This window comes from Microcoleus sp. AR_TQ3_B6 (genome assembly GCF_036702785.1).
GTDB lineage: Bacteria > Cyanobacteriota > Cyanobacteriia > Cyanobacteriales > Microcoleaceae > Microcoleus.
This window is the reverse complement of sequence record NZ_JAUBVJ010000065.1, coordinates 22,072-46,189: the sequence shown is the minus strand read 5'-3', so window position 1 is coordinate 46,189 and position 24,118 is coordinate 22,072. Positions and strand designations below refer to the sequence as shown.

General features: G+C 43.6%; 24 protein-coding genes. 11 read left to right on the top strand and 13 right to left on the bottom strand.

Annotation, left to right across the window (positions count from 1 at the left end):
- Positions 1 to 236 (top strand): hypothetical protein (locus QUB56_RS25825; RefSeq protein WP_332959072.1); only part of this gene is annotated, 236 nt, incomplete at its 5' end.
- A gap of 47 nt (positions 237 to 283) precedes the next feature.
- Here QUB56_RS25825 and QUB56_RS25820 read toward each other — a convergent pair.
- The gene (locus tag QUB56_RS25820; protein ID WP_332959071.1) at positions 284 to 871 is read right to left on the bottom strand and encodes an ATP-binding protein; all 588 of its coding nucleotides are present in this window, start codon (positions 869 to 871) and stop codon (positions 284 to 286) included.
- A 394-nt stretch (positions 872 to 1,265) separates the two neighbouring features.
- Here QUB56_RS25820 and QUB56_RS25815 point away from each other — a divergent pair, with 394 nt between their 5' ends.
- Positions 1,266 to 2,882, top strand: a complete 1,617-nt coding sequence (locus QUB56_RS25815; RefSeq protein ID WP_332959070.1) for a formylglycine-generating enzyme family protein — start codon at positions 1,266 to 1,268, stop codon at positions 2,880 to 2,882.
- 67 nt (positions 2,883 to 2,949) lie between these two features.
- Here QUB56_RS25815 and QUB56_RS25810 read toward each other — a convergent pair whose 3' ends face one another.
- Positions 2,950 to 7,842: a tetratricopeptide repeat protein gene (locus QUB56_RS25810; RefSeq protein WP_332959069.1), complete on the bottom strand. Its 4,893-nt coding sequence runs from the start codon at positions 7,840 to 7,842 to the stop codon at positions 2,950 to 2,952.
- 458 nt (positions 7,843 to 8,300) lie between these two features.
- On the bottom strand, positions 8,301 to 8,879 hold the full coding sequence (locus tag QUB56_RS25805) for an ATP-binding protein (protein ID WP_332959068.1): 579 nt from the start codon (positions 8,877 to 8,879) through the stop codon (positions 8,301 to 8,303).
- A 134-nt stretch (positions 8,880 to 9,013) separates the two neighbouring features.
- Here QUB56_RS25805 and QUB56_RS25800 point away from each other — a divergent pair, with 134 nt between their 5' ends.
- From QUB56_RS25800 to QUB56_RS37395, 6 genes are all read left to right on the top strand, one after another.
- Positions 9,014 to 10,276, top strand: a complete 1,263-nt coding sequence (locus tag QUB56_RS25800; protein ID WP_332959067.1) for a hypothetical protein — start codon at positions 9,014 to 9,016, stop codon at positions 10,274 to 10,276.
- Positions 10,252 to 11,268 carry a MoxR family ATPase gene (locus QUB56_RS25795; protein WP_332959066.1) on the top strand — a complete coding sequence of 339 codons (1,017 nt, stop codon included), beginning with the start codon at positions 10,252 to 10,254 and terminating at the stop codon, positions 11,266 to 11,268. Before QUB56_RS25800 ends, QUB56_RS25795 begins: the two co-directional genes overlap by 25 nt.
- Entirely contained in the window at positions 11,252 to 12,361 is a 1,110-nt protein-coding gene (locus tag QUB56_RS25790) for a hypothetical protein (RefSeq protein WP_332959065.1), read from the top strand. The genes QUB56_RS25795 and QUB56_RS25790 overlap by 17 nt, the downstream gene beginning before the upstream one ends.
- Complete coding sequence (locus QUB56_RS25785) at positions 12,358 to 12,543, top strand: hypothetical protein (RefSeq protein ID WP_332959064.1); 186 nt, start codon at positions 12,358 to 12,360, stop codon at positions 12,541 to 12,543. Before QUB56_RS25790 ends, QUB56_RS25785 begins: the two co-directional genes overlap by 4 nt.
- Positions 12,544 to 12,852, top strand: coding sequence for a hypothetical protein (locus QUB56_RS25780; RefSeq protein WP_332959063.1), 309 nt, complete (start codon positions 12,544 to 12,546; stop codon positions 12,850 to 12,852).
- Between the two features lie 442 nt (positions 12,853 to 13,294).
- Complete coding sequence (locus QUB56_RS37395) at positions 13,295 to 13,471, top strand: transposase (protein WP_445243394.1); 177 nt, start codon at positions 13,295 to 13,297, stop codon at positions 13,469 to 13,471.
- A 1,047-nt stretch (positions 13,472 to 14,518) separates the two neighbouring features.
- Here the strand turns inward: QUB56_RS37395 and QUB56_RS25775 are convergent.
- From QUB56_RS25775 to QUB56_RS25765, 3 genes are all read right to left on the bottom strand, one after another.
- Entirely contained in the window at positions 14,519 to 14,869 is a 351-nt protein-coding gene (locus QUB56_RS25775) for a hypothetical protein (RefSeq protein WP_332959062.1), read from the bottom strand.
- A 333-nt stretch (positions 14,870 to 15,202) separates the two neighbouring features.
- A complete protein-coding gene (locus tag QUB56_RS25770; protein ID WP_332959075.1) occupies positions 15,203 to 16,285 on the bottom strand; it encodes an ABC transporter ATP-binding protein in 1,083 nt (360 codons plus the stop codon).
- A gap of 224 nt (positions 16,286 to 16,509) precedes the next feature.
- Entirely contained in the window at positions 16,510 to 17,373 is an 864-nt protein-coding gene (locus QUB56_RS25765) for a carbohydrate ABC transporter permease (protein ID WP_332959060.1), read from the bottom strand.
- Between the two features lie 68 nt (positions 17,374 to 17,441).
- Between QUB56_RS25765 and QUB56_RS25760 the strand changes: the two genes are divergently transcribed.
- Entirely contained in the window at positions 17,442 to 17,579 is a 138-nt protein-coding gene (locus tag QUB56_RS25760) for a hypothetical protein (RefSeq protein ID WP_332959058.1), read from the top strand.
- A 32-nt stretch (positions 17,580 to 17,611) separates the two neighbouring features.
- Here QUB56_RS25760 and QUB56_RS25755 read toward each other — a convergent pair whose 3' ends face one another.
- Together QUB56_RS25755 and QUB56_RS25750 are read right to left on the bottom strand one after the other, a co-directional pair.
- Positions 17,612 to 18,511 carry a sugar ABC transporter permease gene (locus QUB56_RS25755; RefSeq protein ID WP_332959057.1) on the bottom strand — a complete coding sequence of 300 codons (900 nt, stop codon included), beginning with the start codon at positions 18,509 to 18,511 and terminating at the stop codon, positions 17,612 to 17,614.
- Positions 18,512 to 18,691: 180 nt separating this feature from the next.
- Complete coding sequence (locus QUB56_RS25750; protein ID WP_445243393.1) at positions 18,692 to 20,095, bottom strand: ABC transporter substrate-binding protein; 1,404 nt, start codon at positions 20,093 to 20,095, stop codon at positions 18,692 to 18,694.
- Between the two features lie 432 nt (positions 20,096 to 20,527).
- Here QUB56_RS25750 and QUB56_RS25745 point away from each other — a divergent pair, with 432 nt between their 5' ends.
- Positions 20,528 to 20,755, top strand: a complete 228-nt coding sequence (locus tag QUB56_RS25745; protein ID WP_332959056.1) for a hypothetical protein — start codon at positions 20,528 to 20,530, stop codon at positions 20,753 to 20,755.
- A gap of 525 nt (positions 20,756 to 21,280) precedes the next feature.
- Here the strand turns inward: QUB56_RS25745 and QUB56_RS25740 are convergent.
- From QUB56_RS25740 to QUB56_RS25720, 5 genes are all read right to left on the bottom strand, one after another.
- A complete protein-coding gene (locus tag QUB56_RS25740; RefSeq protein ID WP_332959054.1) occupies positions 21,281 to 21,670 on the bottom strand; it encodes a DUF4440 domain-containing protein in 390 nt (129 codons plus the stop codon).
- An 83-nt stretch (positions 21,671 to 21,753) separates the two neighbouring features.
- Positions 21,754 to 22,236, bottom strand: coding sequence for a TIM barrel protein (locus QUB56_RS25735; RefSeq protein WP_332959073.1), 483 nt, complete (start codon positions 22,234 to 22,236; stop codon positions 21,754 to 21,756).
- An 18-nt stretch (positions 22,237 to 22,254) separates the two neighbouring features.
- Positions 22,255 to 22,446: a hypothetical protein gene (locus QUB56_RS25730; protein ID WP_332959053.1), complete on the bottom strand. Its 192-nt coding sequence runs from the start codon at positions 22,444 to 22,446 to the stop codon at positions 22,255 to 22,257.
- Between the two features lie 178 nt (positions 22,447 to 22,624).
- Entirely contained in the window at positions 22,625 to 23,293 is a 669-nt protein-coding gene (locus QUB56_RS25725; RefSeq protein ID WP_332959052.1) for a pentapeptide repeat-containing protein, read from the bottom strand.
- A 122-nt stretch (positions 23,294 to 23,415) separates the two neighbouring features.
- Positions 23,416 to 23,799, bottom strand: coding sequence for a hypothetical protein (locus QUB56_RS25720; protein WP_332959051.1), 384 nt, complete (start codon positions 23,797 to 23,799; stop codon positions 23,416 to 23,418).
- 29 nt (positions 23,800 to 23,828) lie between these two features.
- Here QUB56_RS25720 and QUB56_RS25715 point away from each other — a divergent pair, with 29 nt between their 5' ends.
- The gene (locus QUB56_RS25715; RefSeq protein ID WP_332959050.1) at positions 23,829 to 23,972 is read left to right on the top strand and encodes a hypothetical protein; all 144 of its coding nucleotides are present in this window, start codon (positions 23,829 to 23,831) and stop codon (positions 23,970 to 23,972) included.
- Positions 23,973 to 24,118 lie beyond the last annotated feature (146 nt).

The window sequence follows — 24,118 nt, the reverse complement described above, 5'->3', positions numbered from 1 at the left end:
TCCCGCCCGTCCTTTTTGGACGGGCGGGACGCCCATCCCACTTTCAAGAGTGGAAGTTATTTAATTCTCATTCCTTAATACTAAAAACTGCGGACGGGCGGGACGCCCATCCCACTTTCAAGAGTGGAAGTTATTTAATTCTCATTCCTTACCACAAGTGGGTCAACGCCTCACCCGCTATAGGTTCTGACGGGGTTGTTACCCCGTCATGTGCAGTATTAGCAGTCATCACATAAAAGTTTCTTCCTTTTGCCCGTTCAAAGTCGGCAATTACCAAACCGCTTTACTGAAATACAAATCCGCTGTCGTTTAAACCGAACGGGTCTTTTTTTTTCAACTCTTCGTTTAACTTAGCCTTGAAGTTAAACGGCTTTCCCCAATCCCAAATTTGGATTTCAAGACGTTCGTTAAATACCGCAATCGAAAGATCGATCGAAGTGTCTGATGGCATATTTTTGTGATGGTGAACGGCAAGGATAAACCCTTCAACCACCGCAAGTCGGGAAAGCTGCAAAACTGTTTCGGGAATTGGTAGATTATCTAACTGCTCCACCCACCACAAAACTTGGCTAACAGTAGCAATATCACTATTGAGCTGAAGAGTGATTTTTTGCAGTAGCTGGTGAGAATTTCGATCGGATTGGCTAGTTATTTGCTCTGTCAGCCAGTTAAAGATGCTCAAAACATCGCTCGATCGCTTCAAACCACTAGCTTGAGTGTTATCTTGAGGTAGTACGGGCTGGAAATATTTAACAATCGAAAGACAATTGCGGCGGTCAGAAGTGTGGGTATAACTAAGTTCGTCAGCAATTTGGCCAATTAGTTTTATACCTATTCCCAGTGACGGTTCATCAAAAAATCTATCTCTCATTTTTGCTATCCTGATGTCTTGTAGTCTTGTAGTTAAACTCTCCCAACTTTTATCGACTATGTAAAAGATCGCTAAAAAATTACTTTTAAGCAGATCGTTGACAAGTTGTAGGATATGTGATACACGCAGGAAGTGCGATCGGCAGATTGTTTTAATTGATGAAATTTATAAGACTGATACCGATTTACGGAAATTGCTAAATTTGAAACTCTGAAAATGTTTACCGCAGATATAGCAATCCTTGCAGGAGTCGTAAAAAGATGTAGGGGTAGTGCCCCCGTGCCTACCCCTGCCTGCATCGGGGCAACCACGGGGGGTTTGCCCCTACAAGAATTACACAAATGATTTAGGATTGCTATAGTGCAGGCTTTCAACAAGCAATCGAGGTGCTGCAATGACCGAATTTACAGCCACGGGAAACGACCCAAAAGAACAAGAGGCTATGAAGCGCATTCAAGCTTTTAGAAATCGTTTTACTGAAACTCATCTGGAATTTGCTTGTCATGCAGCTTTTCCCCTAGCTTTAACACCGGACTTGCTTTATCGGTTGCGAGATTACCCTTTTAGACCAAAATTACAAGTGCCTTGGATTGCAGTTTCTGACTTATTATTGTCAGGTTTGTGCAGCGAAGTTGATGAAGAACTCTATGAAATGGATCTCGCTGTTCGCCAAGAACTTTTACAACATTTGAGCCAGCCTCGTTTGAGGGAACTCTCGCAATTCTTACTCAAGTATGTCAAGCGGAACTTTCGATCGAACATTCCAGGATTAAAACAAGCTCAATATTGGACAGCTTTAGCTTATGTAGAACCCTCTAAAGCAGCAGAACAATTAAGTCGGACTCTGGGTCAATTACTGCAAGAGCCAAATTTTGCTCAATGGTTGCAGAAATCTTCGCTAGTAGAAACTTTAGCTAACCCTCTGCGAGCAGCCAATTTTCAATCTTTGTTGACTCTAGCAGAAGCTATGAAACAAACAGCGCTAGGATATCGCACAGAAGCAACTCGGTTGTTTGATAGCTTACCCAAGACAGGAGATTATGCGATTGTTGCTGGAGTGGAAGTTAATTTACCTCCCCGTCCTGTCCCGGCTAAAACTTTCACCTTTGAAACTGTTACCGTCAATTCTGAAGGCGAAATTGGTCAACGCGAAATCAAACAAGCTCCATATTTTACCGAAGACTTAGGCGATGACACCAACTTAGAAATGGTTTCTATTCCTAGGGGAAGGTTCATCATGGGTTCACTAGAAACTGAAGTAGAAAGCCTAGACTCTGAAAGACCTCAACATCAGGTGACAATCAAACCTTTTATGATGGGAAAATACCTGATTACTCAAGTACAATGGCAAGCAGTAGCTAGATTACCAAAAATTCATTACGACCTTGACTCCAGTCCATCTCGGTTTAAAGGGGAAAACCGACCTGTAGAACAAATTTCTTGGTATCAGGCGATCGAGTTTTGTGCCAGATTATCTCAAAAAACAGGTAGAAGCTACCGCCTTCCTAGCGAAGCCGAATGGGAATATGCTTGTCGCGCCCGGACAACAACACCTTTTCATTTTGGGGAAACGATGACGACTGATTTAGCAAATTATAGAGGTAAGGGCGATCGAGAGAACAAGTGGTGGGATTCCTACGATCGAGGATCTAAAGGAATTTTCCGCCAACAAACAACGCCTGTGGGTAGCCTGGGCGTAGCGAATGCTTTTGGACTCTACGATATGCACGGGAACGTTTGGGAGTGGTGCGCCGATCCTTGGCACGATCGCTATCAAGGTGCGCCTACTGATGGTACGGTCTGGGATGATACTTGTAATGATAATCGCTATCACAATAGTATTCATTTATTAGTCAATACCAAAAAGGATAACCAAACGAGGCTGCTGCGCGGAGGTTCGTGGGACAGCGATCCGTGGAACTGCCGTTCTGCTTGTCGCATCAACCTTGCGCCCGATGTCGGCTTCGCCAACTATGGTTTTCGGGTTGTGTGTGTGGCTGCGTGGGCTTAAGAGTAGGAAGGGGGCTGGTTTATCAGATGGTTTGTGATTTTCATAGATGGTTGGTGAACCCGCCCACTCAATGCAAACCCTGACAAATAAACCCCGACCAATAAATCAAATCAGCAAAAGGATTTGACTGTGCATAGAGACCTTTCGTCAGATTTAAATTCTGATTAATTTTCAGGAAAATCGCATCTATTTGCGGCTTGTACAGCGCTTCCAACTCCGCACCCGAAATCGTCCGCAACCTCATCTGAGCGCGCCGCAACGCATCCGGGCGACTGCAACCAGTCTGCCGAAACTGATAGTAAAAAATCGAAAACAACGACGTAGCCAAATCATTCACCGCCCATAACGTGCTGACTACACTCCGAGCACCCGCACACAAAAACCCGGTTCCCAAGGTGAGCAGATCGTCGGTAATTGTCGTCTCTCCTAAATTGGTTTCGCAGCAGGATAGAAACACCTCTGACAATTCCGGCAAACGCCAACCAGGAGTCATTAATTCTCCTAGCCGGATCGTCCCATCCCCCAGTAATAATTCGGATTCTAAAGGATTGTCCAAACGCGATTTGGCATGGTGGCTGGAGTGTAGGACATTAACTTGTTTCACCAAATTGCGATAATTAGCGACTGTTGCTTGTTCGCGTCCTTTTAAGTGTTGCTCGATCGGAACAATTTTGGTAATTTCTTCGCACTCGAAAGGTGTAAAATAGAGGTCGTCAGTGGCATTTTCTACGATGCCGTATTGTGGCGATTCGATGGTTGGGCGTTGATGGCAATACTCTAATATTTTGCAACTGGGAACGTAACGAATTAGAAAATAATCGCTAAGAACCCCCCCCGGCCCCCCCTTGCTAAGGGGGGGAGATTGAAGGGATTCCCCCTTGCTAAGGGGGGGAGATTGAAGAGATTCTTGCTTGCTTAGCAAAGGGGCATTCTCCTGCTGTAGCTGCCCTTCAACCAGGGAAAAATCTTGTCCTTCTCTTAGCCCCCCCTTAGCAAGGGGGAGTTGGGGGGGGTTAATCGGCAATGCCGCCAACGGAATCTGATGCAAATACAGATGCGGAAGCACAATCAATTCTTCAATGCCATTTAGATATTTATCAATCAACTCATTAACTTTTAACCGCTGCGACAACTGGCTTAAAAAATTACCCATTTCTCGTTTCCAAGTTTTTTTAGCTACTAAATAAGGCAACAACCAACTCTCGCGAATCCACTGTTGAAAAGTTTCCAAACCCTCTTCCTGACAAGTGTGAATTTGTGGGGATTTATCCTTGTAAATTACGAAAACATGAGTGGCTTGATTGGTAGTATAAAAACAGATAATTGCGGTCTGTGAATTGTTGATGAGTTGCTGCATTGCCTCAAACTTCATCCCATCGACTTGAAGCTGTCCCGATAAAACTGGATCTAAACGGCGAATGTTTTGCCAGATGTCCTGTTTCTCGGATTCCAATTGTTCTATCTTGTTCGTGTAAGCAGCAAAATCCGCCCGATTTCGTGACTGACTCCCCGCAGTTGCTAATTCTTTATTCCCGGGCGATGGATTGCGGAGTTGTTCAACTTCTGCGTCAATTTCACGCTGCTTCGCCTCAAACTCCCGCAAATACTTTTCAACTTCAGGCGGAATTTTACCGCTAGCATACACGTCATTGCTGTGCATTAAATCGACTAAATACTTGGAACGGGTTCTGTCACAATATTCTAGGGCTTTTTCTAGTTTGCCGCTGTTGATGCAAGCTTGAATGGCGTTTTCGTAAACATCGATCGATTCTGCTACCATTTGTTGGCGGCGATCGTCCGAAGTTGCCCAACTTCTACTGTATTCTACCGCTGTCATCGCTTGTTCGTATCCTTCGATCGCAATCTCCCAGAAACCAGCAGTGAAAGCGGTATCGCCGAGGTTTCTACCCGATCGCAAGCAATCTAAAGGAAAAGCGGTAGGAGTGTAGACTTTTAAAGCAGACTCGTAACAAGCGATCGCCTGTTCTATATTCTGGGCTTTTTCTCCCTGAATTCTTTGACCGTAGGCAGCACCCAAATTAAGTTGAATCCTAGCCCAATCTTCGGGAAATTGTTCGCGGGTGTGGACGATTAAGGCAGACTCGTAACAAGCGATCGCCTGTTCTATATTCTGGGCCTTTTCTCCCTGAATTCTCTGACAGTAGGCATTTCCCAAATTATTTTGAGTCCCTGCCCAATATTGGGGAAATTTTTCGCGGGTGCGGACTATTAAAGCCGACTCTAAACAAGCGATCGCCCGTTCTAAATTCTGAGCCTTTTCTCCCTGAATTCTGGTGCTGTAGGCAGCAGCCAAACCATTTTGAATCCTTGCCCATTGTTGGGGAAATTGTTCGTAGGTGTAAACTATTAAACCTGACTCGAAATAAGCGATCGCCTGTTCTATATTCTGGGATTTTTCTCCCTGAATTCTCTCTCTGTAGGCAAGACCCAAACTATTTTGAGTGGTTGCCCAATCTTCGGGAAATTGTTCGCGGGTGCGGACTATTAAAGCTGACTCGTAACAAGCAATAGCTCGTTCAATATTCTGGGCTTTTTCTCCCTGAATTCTCTCTCTGTAGGCCATACCCAAATTATTTTGAGTGGTTGCCCAATCTTGGGGAAATTGTTCGCGGGTGCGGACTATTAAAGCTGACTCGTAACAAGCGATCGCCTGTTCTATATTCTCAGTCTTTTCTCCCTGAATTCTTTGACTGTAGGCAATACCCAAACCATTTTGAGTCATTGCCCAATCTTGGGGGAACTGTTCGGGGGTGCGGACTATTAAAGCTGACTCGAAACAAGCGATCGCCTGTTCTATATTCTCAGTCTTTTCTCCCTGAATTCTTTGACTGTAGGCAATACCCAAACCATGTTGAGTCATTGCCCAATCTTGGGGGAACTGTTCGGGGGTGCGGACTTTTAAAGCTGACTCGAAACAAGCGATCGCCCGTTCTATATTCTGGGCTTTTTCTCCCTGAATTCTGTTGCGGTAGGCATTACCCAAATTATGTTGAGTCATTGCCCAATCTTGGGGAAATTGTTCGCCGGTGAGGACTATTAAAGCAGATTCGTAACAAGCGATCGCCCGTTCTATATTCTGGGCTTTTTCTCCCTGAATTCTGTCACCGTAGGCAAGACCCAAATTATGTTGAGTCATTGCCCAATCTTGGGGAAATTGTTCGCGTGTGTAGACTGTTAAAGCAGACTTGTAACAAGCGATAGCCCGTTCTATATTCTGGGCCTTTTCTCCGTGAATTCTTTGACTGTAGGTAACACCCAAATTATGTTGAGTCATTGCCCAATCTTGGGGAAATTGTTCGCGGGTGCGGACTATTAAAGCTGACTCGTAACAAGCCATCGCCTGTTCTATATTCTGGGCTTTTTCTCCCTGAATTCTGTTCATGTAGGTATTCCCCAAACAATTTTGAGTCGTTGCCCAATCTTGGGGAAATTGTTCGAGAGTATGGACGATTAAAGCTGACTCGTAACAAGCGATCGCCCGTTCTATATTCTGGTCTTTTTCTCCCTGAATTCTGTCACCGTAGGCAATACCCAAATTATGTTGAGTCATTGCCCAATCTTGAGGAAATTGTTCGCGTGTGTAGACTGTTAAAGCAGACTTGTAACAAGCGATAGCCCGTTCTATATTCTGGGCTTTTTCTTCCTGAATTCTTTCGGTGTATGCAAAACCCAAATTATGTTGAGTCATTGCCCATTGTTCGGGAAATTGTTCGGGGGTGTGGACAATTAAAGCAGATTCATAACAAGCAATCGCCCCTTCTATATTCTGGGCCTTTTCTCCCTGAATTCTTTCGGTGTAGGCCAAACCCAAATTATGTTGAGTCATTGCCCATTGTTCGGGAAATTGTTCGGGGGTGCGGACTATTAAAGCAGATTCAAAACAAGCGATAGCCCGTTCTATATTCTGGGCTTTTTCTCCCTGAATTCTGTTGCCGTAGGCAATACCCAAATTATGTTGAGTCATTGCCCATTGTTGGGGAAATTGTTCGAGGGTGCTGACTATGAGATCTGACTCGAAACAAGCGATCGCTCGTTCTATATTCTGAGCCTTTTCTCCCTGAATTCTGTTTGTATAGGTAAGACCCAAATTATGTTGAGTCCCTCCCCATTGTTGAGGAAATTGTTCGTAGGTGTACACTATTAAGGCTGACTCAAAATAAGCAATTGCCTGTTCTAAATTCTGAGCCTTTTCTCCATTAATTCTGTGATCGTAGGCAACACCCAAACAATTTTGAGTCATTGCCCATTTTTGAGGAAATTGTTCGCGGGGGCGGACTTTTAAAGCAGATTCGTAACAAGCGATCGCCCGTTCTATATTCTGAGCCTTTTCTCCATAAATTCTGTGATCGCAGGCAATACCCAAATTATGTTGAATCGTTCCCCAATATTGGGGAAATTGTTCGGAGGTACAAACTCTTAAAGCTGATTCGTAACAAGCGATGCTAATTTCTATATTCCATGCCCGGTTACCTAGAAAAAACTGCCAAATTAAGTGACCAAAATTAAAAATAACTATTGCGATTTTTTCAGCTTTTTCTAATGTGACTTCTGTAAATATCGAGGTTGCCCACTCTTGCAATATTTCGGCAAACTTTAGATTCAATTTGTCAAGATTTTGTTGTAAAATAGGATACACAACTTGAGGATTTCCCTCACTGTCTGACGTTGCCTGCAACACCTCCATTAAAAAAGACAAATACTCTTGAGGAGTTGCAGTATTACCGATATAATTAGCCAATTGTGCCGCTAGATTTTGCAACCAACCTGCATTTGAGTTGCCTTTTTCTGCCATATCGGCCGCTACCACTTCCATGACTTGCAGCAAATCGGCATCCACCAACTCTCGATTGGCGTTGAGAATATCATTCTCTCCACCGTTAGGACAATCGAGGAGTTGTTGAATCAGATTTAGATAAGCAGCAAAGCGTTGTTCGTCCATGAGAATTTCCTTTAACTCTATATATCTATCAGCGATTTGGGGAAGAATTTCGCAAAACCCCTGAAAAATTATTGCTATTAGTCCAAAACCCGGGGAGGTAACAACCAGCCTGAAACGCTGATATCGTAATTATTTAACCCATTTATAACTTTCAAAAAATAGGCAGCGAGATTGTTAAACGCTGACTTATCCCAAAAATATTTTACCAAAATTCTATCAGACACACTTGAAACAACAACTGATGCCGACTCAGTGCGATCGATCGCACTGACACTTCACTTTGTTGCGCCTCGCTTTAGATTGCATACATATTTTCCCACTCATCTACTTAGCAATATCGAATCTGTAACCGTAACAGCGAAGTATTTTCGTAAAAAAACAGGTGGTTGAGCTTCGGCTACGCTCAACCACCATGCCAAACCCGGTTTATGGCCACCCCTGCATACAAAAAGTCATGTTTAGTGAAACGTAAATTCCAGATCGTTCCAGCTAAACGGACTTTTTTCTGACAATTCTTCCTCCAGCTTTGATTTGAAATCAAAAGGCTCTCCGCTATCCCAAATTTCGAGTTCTAGGCGATCGTTAAATGCAGCAATCACCAGCTCGATCGGAGTTTCTAATGGCATATCTTTATGAGCATGGCGAACAACATTTGTAAACCCTTCGACGGCGATCAGCTTAAATTGGCAAAAAACTGCTTCGGGAATCGGTAGGTCCTCTAACTGCTCTACCCACTGTAAAACTTCAGTAACACCCTTGATATCAGTATTGAGTTTTAAGCTGATTTTTTTCAGTGGCTGGTTAGAATTGCGATCGGATTGTTGCTCTCGTTGCTCTTGCAACCAATTAAAGCTGTTCAGAATATTTATCGCCCGCTTCCAACAATTAGCTTGAGTGTTGTGTGTGGATTGGTAATATTTTATAATGAACAAACAGTTGCGGCCAGAAATGCGAGTGTAAGAAAGTTCATCGGCAATTTTGCCAATAATTTTTATACCGATCCCGCCAGACGGAATGTCATTGATGTTATCTTTCATTTTGCAAATCCTTATTGCTTGTAGTCTTGTAATTCAACTCTCCCAACTTTTATCGACTATGTAAAAGATCGCTAAAAAATTACTTGTAAACAGATCGTTGACAAATTGGAGGATATGTAGTAATGGGCTGGAAAGTGCGATCGGCAAAACTGAAAGCAGTCAACGCCAGGGTAGAAACAAGAGGTGGCAGGCGGCAGGTTCGTTGGCAAGTAGCCCGATATAAAATTGAACAAGGGTTGGCACTTCGCAACCAAACACTGGAAGATGGTCTAGATGAAACAGACCTTCAATACCTAGCTCAGCAGGATATCCTGATTGGTGATGCTGCAAATCTTATGCTTGAGGCGATGCCCGAATTAAATTGCCAGAAATTTCAATTGCAAGATATTAAAGATTATTTTATTCCCTACTACAGCCTGAGCATAGAAAATTTTCTCAATGATTATCTAAAAATCAAAGATAACAGTCACGGAACTTGGAATAAATTTTTAAAAGGAGAAACAGCCATCGAATATGAGGCTTTTAAAACTATTTGTACTGTTTTAGATTTTGAGTGCCATGAAATAGGTATGAACACGCGAGAAATGCCTGATTGGAAAAAGCTAGAAATTTTGTTGTGGCAGTTAAACCATAAAACTCAAATTAAAATTTTCCAAGCCTTAGCCCGAAACTCTCAAAATTTAGTCTGTTTAAAATTTGCCCCGGTTTCCGAGGAGCAGATCCCTCTATTTTGGTTACTCAAAACTCTGATTCAACCACTTGATGACAGTATCCAAACAGTTGAAATCTCTTTTAACAGTCTGATTCACTCAGATTCTCAAGATAGGCTGAGTACCATTATTACAGGACTCAGACTTCCTGAAAAGCTTGAGAGAAAGAAAAACCCTGACGCAATTGCTAAAGAAATTCACAAAAAAATGCTGAAAAACAATAAAGCTATAGCCTTATTGTTTTTTACCCAAGAGCGGCAAAAATTAACTGAATTTGAAGAATTATTCAATCTCTTGTATCAACCTCTAGTAAAAGCATTCTCTAACGAACAACCCAGGCAAAAACTTTTGATGGTATCGATTGACTTACAAGCATCATCTCAAGGGGAATATAACGCTTTAGATGGGGACGATCGCAACGATCCATATAAGGGAATTCCTGTTAGCTCTAAATTTAACAAGAGTGATATAATAAGCTGGACAAATCTCGAAGAAGTGAAATCATTTATTAAGCAAACCATAAATGATGATTTATCAAATTACCCACCTATTGACAACATCAGCGAATTTATTTGGAGTGAAAGTCAACAAGGGCAACCAGAAGCTTTGCTAAAGTCTGTCTATAGTCTTTGTAACTTAAAATGGGAGGAACATCAAAGTTCATGGCAAAAAATCCAGAAAAAATGAAGTCTCAACTTGAATTCACTGGGGCGATCGAATTTCAGCCCCAAGCTGGTGAACTCGATCCTGAGACACAAGAACCCCTTTATCCATATTTAGCAGATGTTAGCGAGGGTTTAGTTGAAGCTGTTCGGTTGGCGATTAACCTGAAAAGACCATTACTGCTGGAAGGGGAGCCAGGATGCGGTAAAACGAACTTAGCTAAAGCTGTTGCCTATGAATTTAGCAAACGCTATAATGTTAAATGGCCTTATGCTGATTGGTATATTAAATCCACAGACCAAGCGCGAGATGGCTTGTATATTTATGATGCTGTTAAGCGACTGTACGATGCACAACTGTCAGCGACAGACTCCTTAGAAAAACAAAACATTAACACTCGCCTCAATGACCCCAACCATGCAGCTTACATTACATGGGGAGCGATCGGCAAAGCTTTCAAAGCTTCTCAAAATGGTCAGCGCATGATTGTTTTAATTGATGAAATTGATAAAGCTGATACCGATTTTCCGAACGATTTACTCTTGGAACTTGAAGAAAAACGCTTTTTTGTCCGGGAAACAGGAGAAGAAATTCGTGCAAAAGCAGATTTTGCTCCGATTATTTTTATTACTAGCAATGCTCAAAAAAAGTTGCCCGATGCTTTTTTAAGACGCTGTCTATATCACTATGTCGATTTTCCTAAAAAGCTAGATTTACAAAGAATTGTCGAAGCTAAGATGGGGAACCAATGGTCAAAAAACTTAACAAGTCGAACTCTAGATAGATTTTTAAATCTTCGTAAGGTAATGGATGAGGAAAAAGGAGATTTTGGCAAAAAGATTAGCATCAGTGAATTGCTAGATTGGTTTATGGCTTTGCATCTACACGTACCTCAGTCGGAACTTGAGAAACTTTTACAACAGCGGAAGATACCTTATGCTAGTACATTACTGAAAAACCGAGAGGATTTACAAATAGCTGAGGATTTAGGAGATGAAGATGAAGATTCCGATTGAACTTAGCTTGCCCTTCTACGAATTATTCAGCCAACTACGGAAGGCGGGGTTTCCTCTAGGAATTTGTGATTACAATTTACTGATAGAGGCTTTAGAAGCAGATATTTACCCGTTAGAACCAGAGTCTTTGAAGCAATTACTAAAAACTATTTGGGTAAAAACGAGTTCTCAAAAACAGCAATTTGATGCAATCTTTCAGGATATCTTTCCCCAAAAATCTGCCTATCCTGTCCAGTCTTCCGAACCATCAAAGCCCGACACTCCTAACTTTCCAGCGGAACACCGACAACCCCTTCCTACAGCCTCTCGGACTCCCAGACACTCGACCGAAAAGTATTTCTTTTTCCCAGCCATGCCCCAATCAGTTGCCTCTACTTCGATAGATGAAAATAGTGAAGTCGTAAAAGCTGTCAGAACATCTCAGTCACAAGATTGGGTAGCTTTTAAGCCAACAGGGAAGCCCGACTATTTGCCTGTTACACGCCAACAAATGATACAGGGTTGGTATAACCTCAAACGATCAATTCCTACAGGAACGGGACTAGAATTAGATGTTGCTGCTACTATAGAAAAAATCAAACGTCAAGGTAAATTAGTTTTGCCTGTCCAGAAATTGCGCCGACTCAAATATAGTCCCCTATTGCTGCTGATCGATCAGAAAGGTTCTATGCAACCATTTCATGTTTTATCTCGGCAGTTAGTTGCTACTGCACAACAAACGGGATGTTTAGCATTCCAGTCCTGCTATTATTTTAATAATTATCCCAAGGGTGAGTTGTATTGTGACCCGCAGTTTAATACTGAAATTTCCCTAGAACAAGTTTTAGTGCGCCTTTCCTCTCAACACACAGTTGTTTTAATCTTTAGCGATGCTGGTGCAGCAAGGCGAGATTATATTCCTAGGCGCATTCGTGAAACTGAATCATTTTTAAAATGCTTAAAACAGCAAGTTAGAACAATTGTTTGGTTAAACCCTATCCCAGAATCTTCTTGGAAAGAGACAACGGCTGCGGAAATTGCTAAATTTGACACTCTGAAAATGTTTGCTGCAGATAGTAAAGGCTTTCAAAAAGGAATCGAACTGCTGCAATGACTGAATTTACAGCCACTGGCAATGACCTAAAAGAACAAGATGCTATCAAGTGCATTCAACCCTTTAGAAATCGTTTTACTGAAGCTCATCTGGAATTTACTTGTGATGCAGCTTTCCCCCTAGCGTTGGCACCTGACTTGCTTCATCGCTTTTGGGCTTACCCTTTTTGGTCAAAATTATAAGTGCCTTGCATTACAGTTTCTAATTTGTTCTTGTCTGGTTTGTGCAGCGAATTTGATGAAGAATTATATAAAATGGATAGCACAGTTCGCAAGGTACTTTTAAGCAGTTTGAGCCAGCAGCGTTTGCGGGACCTATCGGAATTTTTACTCAGGTTAGTCAAGGGAAACTTTCAATCAAAAATTACCGAGTTAAAACAAGCGCAGTATTGGACAGCTTTAGCCTATGTAGAACCGGGAAAAGCAGCCAAACAATTAACTCGGACTCTGGCTCAATTACTGCAACAGCCAAATCTTACTCAATGGTTTTAGAAATCATCGCTAGTAGAAACTTTAGCTGACCCTCTGCGATCGGCTAATTTTGAACCTTTGTTGACTCTAGCAGGGCTGGGGGGTGACAAAGAGAGCTAAGAGCTAGACCTAATCTGAGTTACAGCCCTCATCCCCCTTTGATAAAAGTGGCGCTTATTCGGGGCTGGGGGGTGATAACCCCGTTAGAAGCTAGACAAGGTAAGACGTTGACCCACTTGGGGTAAAAAAAGATAGACCCGTTCAAAGTACCGACGACTTATCACAAATTATGTTATGGAACCCTTTTTAGATCTTTTTGCCAATCGGGTAGGATAGCTAAAAGTGGTGAATTAAAAGCAGATGGGGGAGTAAATGGGGTATTCAAGCGATGTAACAGACTCATAGTGGGAAATAATAGAGCCATTATTACCCCACAAGAAGAAAACAAGACCCCCAGTGTGGACTGGCGCGGCACCTTCTCAACGGGATATTGTATCAATTCAAGAATGGTTGCAACTGGGCAGACTTACCCAAAGATTTTCCACCCTATTCAACGGTCTTCTGGCATTACAAACAGTGGTGTGAAGATGAGATATTAGACAAATTTATGACTGAATTACATGGACGAGTGCGGAAGTAAAAAAAAAGCCTCACTGGATAACTCTAATCATGATTGACTCACTCATGGGTGAAAAACACCTGCAATGCAGGGATTGAGTCGAAAGGCTTTTGTTTTTACAAGACAACAAATGGGATTAAAAGACCTCTATAGCAATCCTCGCATCAGTTTCAATAACTGGTTAACTGGTTACGATGTAAGCGAGGCTCTGCCTCGGCCCAGACTATGGAGGCTCTTCCTCCGGATATGCGTTACCAGGAAGAGCCTGGTAACGAGTATAATCATTTAGGATTGCTATAGCAGTTGATATATTGGGCTTCCCCTTCTTTACCCACTGCACCAAAGCCAGCGTATCTGATGACCCTCGGGGTTGATTGAAATGCTGACCCAAAATATCGATTACTTCACATCTAAACCGCTGGCACTGCCGAAGATTACCATCTTGCTAGATCGTGGTTATCAGGAGTGAAAAACTGACGAGCTCATTGGAGCAGATTTATGCTCAAATTATGACCGAGATCCAGTTTGAACTCTCCACCAAGCCATCAAAAGCTGACAAGGAGTCTTTCATGACAATCGGGATTTGTTCCGGTTGCAGCTTTCCGGGGTGATTGAAAGATCGAATGCAAGGGTTGAGCGATGCAAGAGTTTAGTCAAAAATTTTGACCGCACACTTGAAGCTGCCAATGCCAAGCTCAAGCTTTGTTTTATCAGATTGATGCTCAAACGACTTGCTGCTCCAGTTACCCCCTAAAAAGATCTCAAATGGGTTCTATAGGATCGATTTCAACTGCCGAGTCTTATCAAGGGGTTTTTAACGCGGATGTGATTTAATTTAACATAAAAGGCTTCCAAATCAAAAACCCAGTTTCACATGAGAAACCGGGTTTATGAGCGTCCGTCCTTGTTTATTTATGCTCGCCTAATTGATTGCGTCTGCCGTATTAAGTTGCTTAACTTATTTAAACGTCAAACTTTTCAGGTGTTCAGAAACCCGGAAGGGCAGGAACTCTTGGCCGCGCCCCTACAGCCCTGAGGTTTCTCAGTGTTATATTTTTTTAGGTGGAGCTAGTTACCCTTTAATTCGCGGATACTTCTCTTAGCAGTGTCTTGGTACATCTCCCCGAATTCTTTCACGGCTGCTCCTGCCTCTTGCCCAATCTTCTGAGCTCGTTCGCCCGGAGAGTCTGAGGTTTCGCGAGCTTCTTGCCTCCATTCCCGCGTTGTTTGGGGTCTTTCAGGATTGTTTAGATCGGCTTTTGAGCTGGCTTGCGCGCCAAAACCTTTGTTACTGCTTCCGGAATCAACACTTGTTGTTAGCAGCAGAAAACCGACTAGGACAACACTCAAAAAACTCTTGATTTGAAAGCCCTTAAGCAGGGAACTGATGCGAGCAATGGCTGTGGAAATCAAATTCATCTCGGTCATACTCCCTAAGTTGATTGGTGATAATTTTCAACATTTTTTCATCTAATTGACTTGCTGCAAAATCCGCAGCTAAGGCGAGGGAAAGCCAACTTAGCTTCTACTTGCCATTAACCACATAAATAGAGTTATAGGTTAGCGATAAAATTTGGTAAACACGCCACCTATGTGTCAGCCAATTAGCTTTTTTCAACACCTATTTCACATTAACAGCAGGCAAATACTTCTACCTCTAACTAAAGTCATAAATTAGTTAGAAGCAGAAAAGGTTTTTTTCAGCACAAGGTTAGACCATTTTCAATCAATCATGCTATACAGGGCCAATTCTTATTGCAAGCGATCGCCAGTTTTCACGTCAAACCAGTGCAGCAACTGAGGCGGAAAAACCAGCTCTACAATTTCCGAATTCCAGTGGCGGTCATTTGGCAGTAAAGCCCGCACCGTGACTGACTCCAAACCTTTAACTCGGACGCTAACTAAATTTTGCATTCCCAAGTTTTCCACTAAATAAACCTCACCTTGAATTGCCTCTGGGGCGGACATATTGCCGGCCTCTACATCTGCAAAGCCGACGTGTTCCGGGCGAATTCCCAACACAATTTCTGGCGGCACAGTCGGCATATCTGGTAGTCGAACTCGAAAATCCCCCAACACAGCAAAATTGCCCTGGCATTTAAGCACGAGCAAATTCATTTGCGGGCTGCCCACAAAACCCGCTACAAACTGATTTGCAGGACGGGTATAAATTAAGTGTGGCGGGTCTAGTTGCTGCACGTTGCCGCTGTTAAGAACTGCGACTTTTGTAGAAAGCGTCATTGCTTCGGTTTGGTCGTGAGTTACGTAAACTACAGGAGCTTTTTGGGAGGAAAATAATTGTTTGAGTTCTGCCCTAACTTTTTCTCGTAATAATGCGTCGAGATTGCTCAAAGGTTCGTCGAGCAAAAATACTTCCGGTTGGCGAACTAATGCGCGGCCGAGGGCGACTCGCTGCCGCTGTCCGCCTGATAGTTTTCCGGGTTTGCGATCGATTAATTCCGTCAATCCGAGGGATGTTGCAACTTCCGTGACTAACCGATTGATTTCGCTGGAGGAGATTTTGCGAAGTTTGAGGCTCGATGCCATATTCTCGTATACTGTCATGTGCGGATAAAGGGCGTAACTTTGAAAAACCATGGCAATATCGCGATCGCCCGGTCTGAGATAAGTGACATTGCGATCGCCAATTCTAATCTCGCCCCTAGTTGGCTGTTCCAACCCTGCAATTAACCTCAGCGTCGTAGATTTGCCGCACCCCGACGGCCCCAGCAAGGTCAGAAATTCCCCTTCGCTGACATCCAAACTAATGTCTTTTACGGGAACAACTTTAGGGCTGTAGGTTTTATTGAGGTTTTTTAGTTGCAATTTTGCCATGGTTTTTAAACTGTTGACTGTTGACTGTTGACTGTTGACTGTTGACTGTTGACTGTTGACTGTTGACTGTTGACTGTTGATTGTTTGCTCGTTACCAGGCTCTGCCTGGTCACGCAGATCCGGAGGCTCTGCCTCCAATTTTCCTGTTTAAAAAGCGAGGCAGAGCCTCTAGATATCGGTTCCCAGGCAGAGCCTAGGAACGAGTTCTAAAATCTAAAATCGATTTATCCTTTTACCGCCCCCGCAGTTAAACCCTGAACGATGCGCCGCTGGAACACCAAAACCAACAAAACCAAGGGCAAAGTTCCCAAAACGGTAGCTGCGGCGATCGGCCCATAAGGAATCTCAAAGACGGACGCGCCGCTGAGTTGAGCCGTGGCGACGGGGATTGTTTTTAGAGATTCGCGAGTCATAAATGTCAGTGCAAAAATAAACTCGTTCCAAGCTGAAATAAACGTCAGAATTCCGGTTGTGACTAAGGCGGGAAATGTCATCGGTAACACGATTTGCCACAGCATTTGAAAAGTGTTGTATCCGTCAACTTTAGCCGCATCTTCCAAATCTTTTGGCAACTGTTGAAAGAAACTCCGCATCACCAAAATTGTCAGAGGCAGATTGATCGCAGTGTAAGGAATAATTAAGGCTAAATAATTATTGCCTAAATCCAAAGCTTTGACAATTTCCAGCAGTCCCAAAAATAGCAGCACCGCCGGAAATAGCGTCACAATCGTCACAGTTGCCAGGATGATTTTCTCGCCCCACAGCCGCAACCGCGCTAAAGCGTAAGCTGCGGGAGCGCCTACTGCTAAACACAGCAATGTTGAAGTAATCGAAACAAAAGCGCTATTTAAAATATAAAGAGCAAACGGGCGACGTTGGAAGAGGGACAGGTAATGCTCGAAAGTAATTCGTTTGGGAATGTAGACGTTGGGAATTGCCGAAATATCCGCATTTACTTTGAAAGAAGTTAGCACCTGCCAGATAATAGGTGCGAGGAAATATGCGACAATTAATATCGCTGAGATTGGCAAGATTAATTGCCGGATGTCAAAGGTTTTTTTTGTGGGTTGTTCGCGGGCGATCGACATAATTTATACCAATTAAAGGAACGTGCTAAGTTGTTCTGCATTTAGATTTAACTTTTGCGGCGGGCAGGATGCCCACCCCACAAGATTTTCAAGAAATAGGATTGTGCGGTGAGAAACCCGGTTTCTATGAGTTTTGCGAACAGGAACGAGAAATTTACGAAGAAACCCGGTTTCTGGGCTCTGTGCGCGATCGCAAACTAACTTAACCAGTACCAATCTAAAATCTAAAATCCCAAATCTAAAATTGACTGGCGCGGGCTCTCGATAACAGGTAAGCGGCGATCGCAACGGCTGCCACTAACAGCAAAAAAGTACACACCACCAAAGCCGCCCCATACCCAAAGTCTAAATACCTCATTACCGTGCTGTAAATGTAGATAGAAACCGTCTCCGTTGCCCCCGCCGGTCCCCCTCCCGTCATCACCTGAATCAAGTCAAAAATGCCGAAAGCTTGGGCAAATCGAAACAGCAAAGCAATCACAATTTGCGGCATCAGCAGGGGTACGGTAACTTGACGGAAACTCTGCCAGCTACTGGCGCCGTCAATCGCGTGTGCTTCGTACAAATCACCGGGAATTGATTGCAATCCCGCTAGCAAAAGCAAGCTGACAAAGGGCGTAGTTTTCCACACATCCGCTGTAATCACTGCCATCATTGCCAAAGTCGGATCTCCCAGCCAGCTAATGCTATTTTGAATCAATCCCAAACGCCTCAAAATGTCGTTAATTACGCCGTATTGGTCGTTAAAAATCCACGCCCAAGCTACTCCCATCAATGCAGTCGGCAGCGCCCAAGGCAGCAAGGATATTGTGCGAACAATGCCGCGCCCTGTGAAGGATTGATTTAAGACTAAGGCAATGCCCATACCGATAATTAATTCCAGCACAACAGAGGCGACTGTAAATACTGTGGTGTTGCCTAAAGTTTGCCAGAAACGCCCGTCACCTAACATTCGACTGTAGTTAGCAAAACCGGAAAAAACCAGTTTTAATTCAGTACCGAGGTTTTGGGTGAATAAACTCAGCCAAAAAGCGCGCAATATTGGGTAAGCAAATACTAGCATCAGAATTATCAAAGCTGGTGCTACTAATATCCATCCGGTTTTTTGTTCGCGCTGTCGCATCTTGTCTAATTGCATATTGTTCACCTTTAATTTATTTTGGGGCAGGCTAGAAGCCCACCCCACAATTGAATTAACTTTTTGTGGAACAGGCATCTTGCCTGTTTCTAACTCTTTGTGGAACAGGCAAGATGCCTGTTTCTAACTCTTTGTGGAACAGGCATCTTGCCTGTTTCTGACAGAGGCCTGATGTCAAATTTACGAAGCTTTGGGTTGTTTCAAACTGCCTAATAAATTGCGAGTTTCGCTAGCTGCTGCTTTCATTGCTTGTTCTGCAGTCATTCTCCCGGTAAAAGCGGAACTCAAATAACGCTGCAAAATATCAGAAGCTTGAGCGTATTGTGCTATGGGCGGGCGCAACGCTGGCCGTTCCACTACTTTTAGCAGTTGCGGGTAGTGGGGAAATTTGGCGACTATTTCTTTGTTGGTAAATAGGGATTTGTAACTGGGAACTAAACCGGTTTGTAAAATAAATTTGCGCTGGGTTTCCTCGCTGGTAAGGTATTGAATTGCTTTCCAGGCTTGTTCTGGATGTTTTGAGGTTTTGGCAATTCCCCAGCCCCAGCCGCCCAAGCAGGAACCGCCTGTTTTACCGATACTGCTGAGCATTGGCTCGATCGCAATTTTGCCTCTAACATTCGATCCTTCGGCATTTGCCAGCTTCCAAACATAGGGCCAGTTTCGCAAAAAAAGCGCTTTGCCGTTTTGAAACAACAGCCTGGTTTCTTCTTCGCCGTAGGTGGTGACACCCGGAGGAGAAATGCCGGAGGCGATCGTATTTTTGAGAAATTCCACTGCTTTAATTGCCTCCGGTTTATCTAACCCAACTTCAAAAGTTTGAGGGTTAGCCCAAAAGCCCCCGAAACCGGAGAGTACCTCGACAAACATCGCAGAGACGCCCTCGTATTGTTTGCCTTGCCACAGATAACCCCAAGTTGCTTTTCCCTGTTTTTGCAAGTTTTGAGATATTTTTACCATCTCTTCAAAGGTTTTCGGCGCTGGAATTCCCGCTTGTTCTAAAATGTCTTTGCGGTAATAAAGCATTCCGGCATCGGAAGCGTGGGGAATTCGGTAAAGTTTGCCCCGATACCGCCCGCCTTCGACGTTACCTTGGATGAATTTTGATAGTTCTTTGGGGGGAATTTTGTCTGTCAAATCCCTTACCCAACCTGCGGCTGCAAATTTGGGAACCCAGACAATATCCATGTTGATGATGTCGTAGGGCGATTCGCCTAAAAGAAAGGCAGATGTGTAAAGATTTTCTATGAGGTTTGTGTCAAAAGGTCCTTCTATGAGGTTGATGCGAATGCCGGGGTTTTTCTGTTCAAATTCTTTGACAAAGGGTTTCCAGTTAAGAATGTCTTGGCTTTGCATCAACATCGTGAGCACGACTGGCTGTTGAGTCAGTGCAGGCAGAATAAATAACAGTAAGACGGTGGCTAATGTGACAGCGAATAAGGCTAAAAGACGGGGACGCTTCTGGCTTCGTTGCTGCAGGGAATTTATTTTTGGCATTTGTTTTTGAGAAATGGCGGTGCGATCGCCTTCTTTCTCTAATAACTCGCTTTCTTTGGTTTCGCTGGATTTAGCGAGTTTGTGCAATAAAAGTTTAAGTAAACTTTAGCTTACTTAATAATGGTTGAGTGAAAAGTGCAAATTTTGATTTAACACTCTCGATAGCGAGTTAAGTCAACATCTATCTACAGAGAGATATTGAAAAAATTGTCTGAGATAGCAGTTGTCAATCCGATGAAATAAAGTAGGGACTTAGGCCTTGTCCATTGGTGTCAACTTAAGACAGAAACCCCTGATAAATATAGCTTTTACCTGAGTCTAGATCCCCCTGGCATCCCCCCGAATCGCTGCGGGGAGTAGGGGGCCTGAATCAGGGGCGATCGCACCCTAATCGTCAAACAGCAGACCGGTACTACGTGTGATGTTAATTTGACACGAAGAAGGGCAATGTCCTGTCCTGCACCGCATATAACAAAGGCTGTAACTGGTGTGATTTGCCTTCATACCTGTACTGCGAGTGTGAACTCCAAAAAGTTTTGTCACTACAAATGCACTCCTTGCATCAAACACCATCTGGCAGTCGATACGCAGGGCTTTCCCTTCTTTACCTGCTGCACTGCTGCAAATATGTCCGACGATCTGAGCTTGATTGAACTGTTAAGCCATACTCTCGACTACTTTCGGGCGCTTGCGGGTCAATATCCCGAAGATTACTATCCTGCTGGACAACGAGTATCACCCGGATAGAATCACCGCAGCAGTGCAAAATGTCTATCCCCAAATCCTGACCCAGATTCGGTTCCAAGTAGCCCCAAAGCCAACCAAAGCCGAAAAAGCAGTGCCAGGAAAATCTCGATTTGTCCCGGTGGCGACCCCCTAGGTGATTGAGGGGTCGAATGCTTGGGTAGAACGCTGTAAGAGTTTGGTCAAAAACTTTGAACGCACACTGGTCAAGCCGCTAAACTCAATCTTTGTTTCATGAGACTGATACTTAAACGGCTCGCAAGTGAATAGATACCAAATTGGATGATATATAGCAATCCTAAATGATTTGCGTAATTATTGTAGGGGCAATCCCCCCGTGGTTGCCCCGATAGATAGGGGGTAGGCACGGGGGCACTACCCCTACAAATTTATCTGAATGATTTAGGATTGCTATATATCATCCAATAATCAGGGCGCGTTTTGAAAAAAGAATCATTATTGATGCGGAACTTTTTACTAAACGCGCCCCGAGACTCTACCGCTAAGTTTTTTAGGTCAAGCTTAGCCTTACCCAGGCTTTACATTCCAAATCTGGCGATCGATCTTCCAGGTGTCTCCCTCTTTTTTCATTAACCATAGTGCTCGAAATTTGACTTCCTTAGATGGACTGCCATCATGCGGGTAAATCGTAGTGTGAGATGTACCGACGACATAACCAACATTGTCCCTCACTTCGATTTCTTCAGCGATGAAGGTTGGATCGATATCTTGCTTAGCGATCTGAGCGGCAAAGCCTTCAACAATGTCAGGAATTCCGCGCCGATCGGCTTGATCGGGTGGCATCCAGAAAGCATAGTCGGTGTACATCTTTCCATAACCCTCTAAGTCGCGTCCCCTAACATTTGCTGCATAGACTTCTTCAAAAACCACTCTGATCTGCTCTCGATCGTCACTCATGGCTAAACTCCGGTTGAGAAACTGTAGATTTTTACGAGAGAACAACCCAGACCTACTTCGTTCAGGTCTGGGTTCTGTTTTTGCTACAAACCAGTCACTTTGCGTAGATAACTGCAAGCTGTTAGCGCATCTTGCAAAGGATTAGTGGTATTAGGGTCTTGTTCTGCCTCTACCATCAGCCATCCTTTATAGTCAGCTTTAGCAAGCTCTTGTAAAATTGGCTGAAACTCAATTGCGCCCTCACTATCTCCCGGAAGGGTAAAGATCCCTGGGCGGATGGAATCTAAAAAGCCACGATGCGTCTCTTTGGATTCCTCTAAAACTGCCTGAGGAATATTTTTCAAGTGAACGTGCTCGATGCGATCGACATATGTTTGAGTAACTTTCAGCCGATCGACTCCTGCGCAGTACAAACGAGCGGTATCAAGCAGCAGCTTAACATTTTCGCGATCGGTACCGTTCATTAAGCGATCGATATCAGCTAAGTTTTCTACTCCCGTCCCCATATGGGGATGATAGACCAACTGCATACCTTCGGCCTTAGCTTTTTCACCAAGGTAATTCAGCCATCCTAATAAATCCGATCATTGCTGGTCACTAAAATGCGGTCTGCTAGTTAAAGGATCCGCACCTGGGACTTGTTGATGAACAGCACCCCCTAATTCAGCTACGACAATCTTTGTAGCACTCATATCCTTCATGAATGCTACTTGGTTATTGAATTCTTCAACAGTAATAGGAGATTTTTTCATCTTGCGCTCATTGTTGGTCAACATGACTTAAGATTCCTAGTCTGCGAAGTGGAGTTCCTGAAATTCTTTTTCCCTACCTCGGCAAAGAGTTAGGGATGAGACGAAGAAAATCCTTAAAGGATAGATTTAGGTACCCTGGCGAAGATGGGTTTTAAAATCTTCTTCTGCCTCACCATCAAAAGAATCCTTAAGGATTCATATCTCATTGATAAGCCCCAAATTTGGAGACATCTCCGTTATAAGTAGTCCCGTCAGGCATCAGGGAATTAAACAGATCTGCTGCCTGAAATTTAGTGCCAGTCAGAGTAGCATTTGATAACTTTGTATTTCTCATTTTGCTACTGGAAAAATCTGCATCGACTAATTTTGAGCCAGAAAGAATTGCTCCTTGTAACTTGGCACTTTTTCCCACAGCCTTAGACAAATTTGCATCAGAAATAACGGCAGACGTTAAATCCGCCTCCGTTAAATCTGCCCCCGTTAAATCTGCTTTAATCATGAGGACATTATACAAATCTGCCTTAGAAAGATCAGCACCTGTTAAGTTAGCCTCGGACAACCTGCTACCCATTAGTGTAGCGCCGGATAGATCGGCTCCCGTTAAAGTAGCTTTTTCAAGGTTTGTCTCAACGAGTAGGGAACCGGAGAGTTTAGCCTGGGATAGATTTGCCCCAGTGAGGACTGCGCCATATAGATCCAGTCCCGATAAATCCACTCCCGATAGATCGCAGCTAACACAGGCGTTAGTCAAACGCAACTTATTGTAATCTGTCCCAACAAAAGCATTAGCGGGAGCACTAAAGATCGTTAAGCTAAGGAGAATCGACAGGGCAATAGTAGAAAGTTTGCGAAACCAAGAGGAAATATTCATGTTCAACGTGAAAATTAGAAAGGGTGGGCTATTGTGTCCGGCTCAAAGATGAAATTTTTAGAGGTTAACTGAGGCATGGTGCCAGGTCATTAATGACTAGACCGAATGACTCTTAGCCTCTACTAAAGTAACTGAAGGGGGTGCGCTCCAAGTCCCATATCCAGGGCCTTTCGCGCCAGGTGGGTTAACACCAATCCTAGGCCATAAGAGTCCTTCTGGATAGGCTTGCGGGCTGGGAATAAAGGTTTTATCCTTTTGTTTAACCCCAAAAACATCCCGCCTTTGCCCGTCGCACTGTAGAAGGTGTCAATGTAACTTTGAAAGCCTGCAAGGGTTAAATGCTTAGTTTGTCCTGCCTCCAAGATTAAAACTTTTTTTCCTGGTTGACTCAATTCTTTGGCCGCAATAGCTCCAGCAAGACGACATCCTACCATGACAGCATCATAAAACGTTTGAGAGACAGTCTCACAATCAACGAATATTAGAGCTTGCTGAATAGGACTCATTGCTTACTCCTTAAAGGTTACTCTTTGACATGATTAGTAATAGTAAAGATGCGATCGCCGATCGCCCTACGATTGAAGCTGTGCATTTGCCGGATGACCTGGGACAAAAGCCCGCAGAAAGCAGGGCGGGATCGGTGGCTGGTGAAATTGACCTCAAGCAGGCTCTGAAATAAGGAAGATCATTACTATCGCAACGTGTCAATAGCCCGCAATGCGACCGTTGACAGCGCCGAAAGCCTTCAAACAGCAACATCAATAGCCATCAATCCGTTGAATGTGTTGAAGGCATTAAGTTAACTTTTGCGATCGCACCTAAGTG

Excerpts from the sequence above, each read along its gene's own strand:
- QUB56_RS25730 (WP_332959053.1), bottom strand. The coding sequence starts at position 22,446 with ATGTTGACCAACAATGAGCGCAAGATGAAAAAATCTCCTATTACTGTT.
- QUB56_RS25770 (WP_332959075.1), bottom strand. The coding sequence starts at position 16,285 with ATGGCAAAATTGCAACTAAAAAACCTCAATAAAACCTACAGCCCTAAA.
- QUB56_RS25765 (WP_332959060.1), bottom strand. The coding sequence starts at position 17,373 with ATGTCGATCGCCCGCGAACAACCCACAAAAAAAACCTTTGACATCCGG.
- QUB56_RS25775 (WP_332959062.1), bottom strand. The coding sequence starts at position 14,869 with ATGAATTTGATTTCCACAGCCATTGCTCGCATCAGTTCCCTGCTTAAG.
- QUB56_RS25740 (WP_332959054.1), bottom strand. The coding sequence starts at position 21,670 with ATGAGTGACGATCGAGAGCAGATCAGAGTGGTTTTTGAAGAAGTCTAT.
- QUB56_RS25785 (WP_332959064.1), top strand. The coding sequence starts at position 12,358 with ATGACTGAATTTACAGCCACTGGCAATGACCTAAAAGAACAAGATGCT.
- QUB56_RS25790 (WP_332959065.1), top strand. The coding sequence starts at position 11,252 with ATGAAGATTCCGATTGAACTTAGCTTGCCCTTCTACGAATTATTCAGC.
- QUB56_RS25795 (WP_332959066.1), top strand. The coding sequence starts at position 10,252 with ATGGCAAAAAATCCAGAAAAAATGAAGTCTCAACTTGAATTCACTGGG.
- QUB56_RS25820 (WP_332959071.1), bottom strand. The coding sequence starts at position 871 with ATGAGAGATAGATTTTTTGATGAACCGTCACTGGGAATAGGTATAAAA.
- QUB56_RS25815 (WP_332959070.1), top strand. The coding sequence starts at position 1,266 with ATGACCGAATTTACAGCCACGGGAAACGACCCAAAAGAACAAGAGGCT.
- QUB56_RS25725 (WP_332959052.1), bottom strand. The coding sequence starts at position 23,293 with ATGAATATTTCCTCTTGGTTTCGCAAACTTTCTACTATTGCCCTGTCG.
- QUB56_RS25810 (WP_332959069.1), bottom strand. The coding sequence starts at position 7,842 with ATGGACGAACAACGCTTTGCTGCTTATCTAAATCTGATTCAACAACTC.
- QUB56_RS25755 (WP_332959057.1), bottom strand. The coding sequence starts at position 18,511 with ATGCAATTAGACAAGATGCGACAGCGCGAACAAAAAACCGGATGGATA.
- QUB56_RS25715 (WP_332959050.1), top strand. The coding sequence starts at position 23,829 with ATGATTAGTAATAGTAAAGATGCGATCGCCGATCGCCCTACGATTGAA.
- QUB56_RS25805 (WP_332959068.1), bottom strand. The coding sequence starts at position 8,879 with ATGAAAGATAACATCAATGACATTCCGTCTGGCGGGATCGGTATAAAA.
- QUB56_RS25720 (WP_332959051.1), bottom strand. The coding sequence starts at position 23,799 with ATGAGTCCTATTCAGCAAGCTCTAATATTCGTTGATTGTGAGACTGTC.
- QUB56_RS25760 (WP_332959058.1), top strand. The coding sequence starts at position 17,442 with ATGCCCACCCCACAAGATTTTCAAGAAATAGGATTGTGCGGTGAGAAA.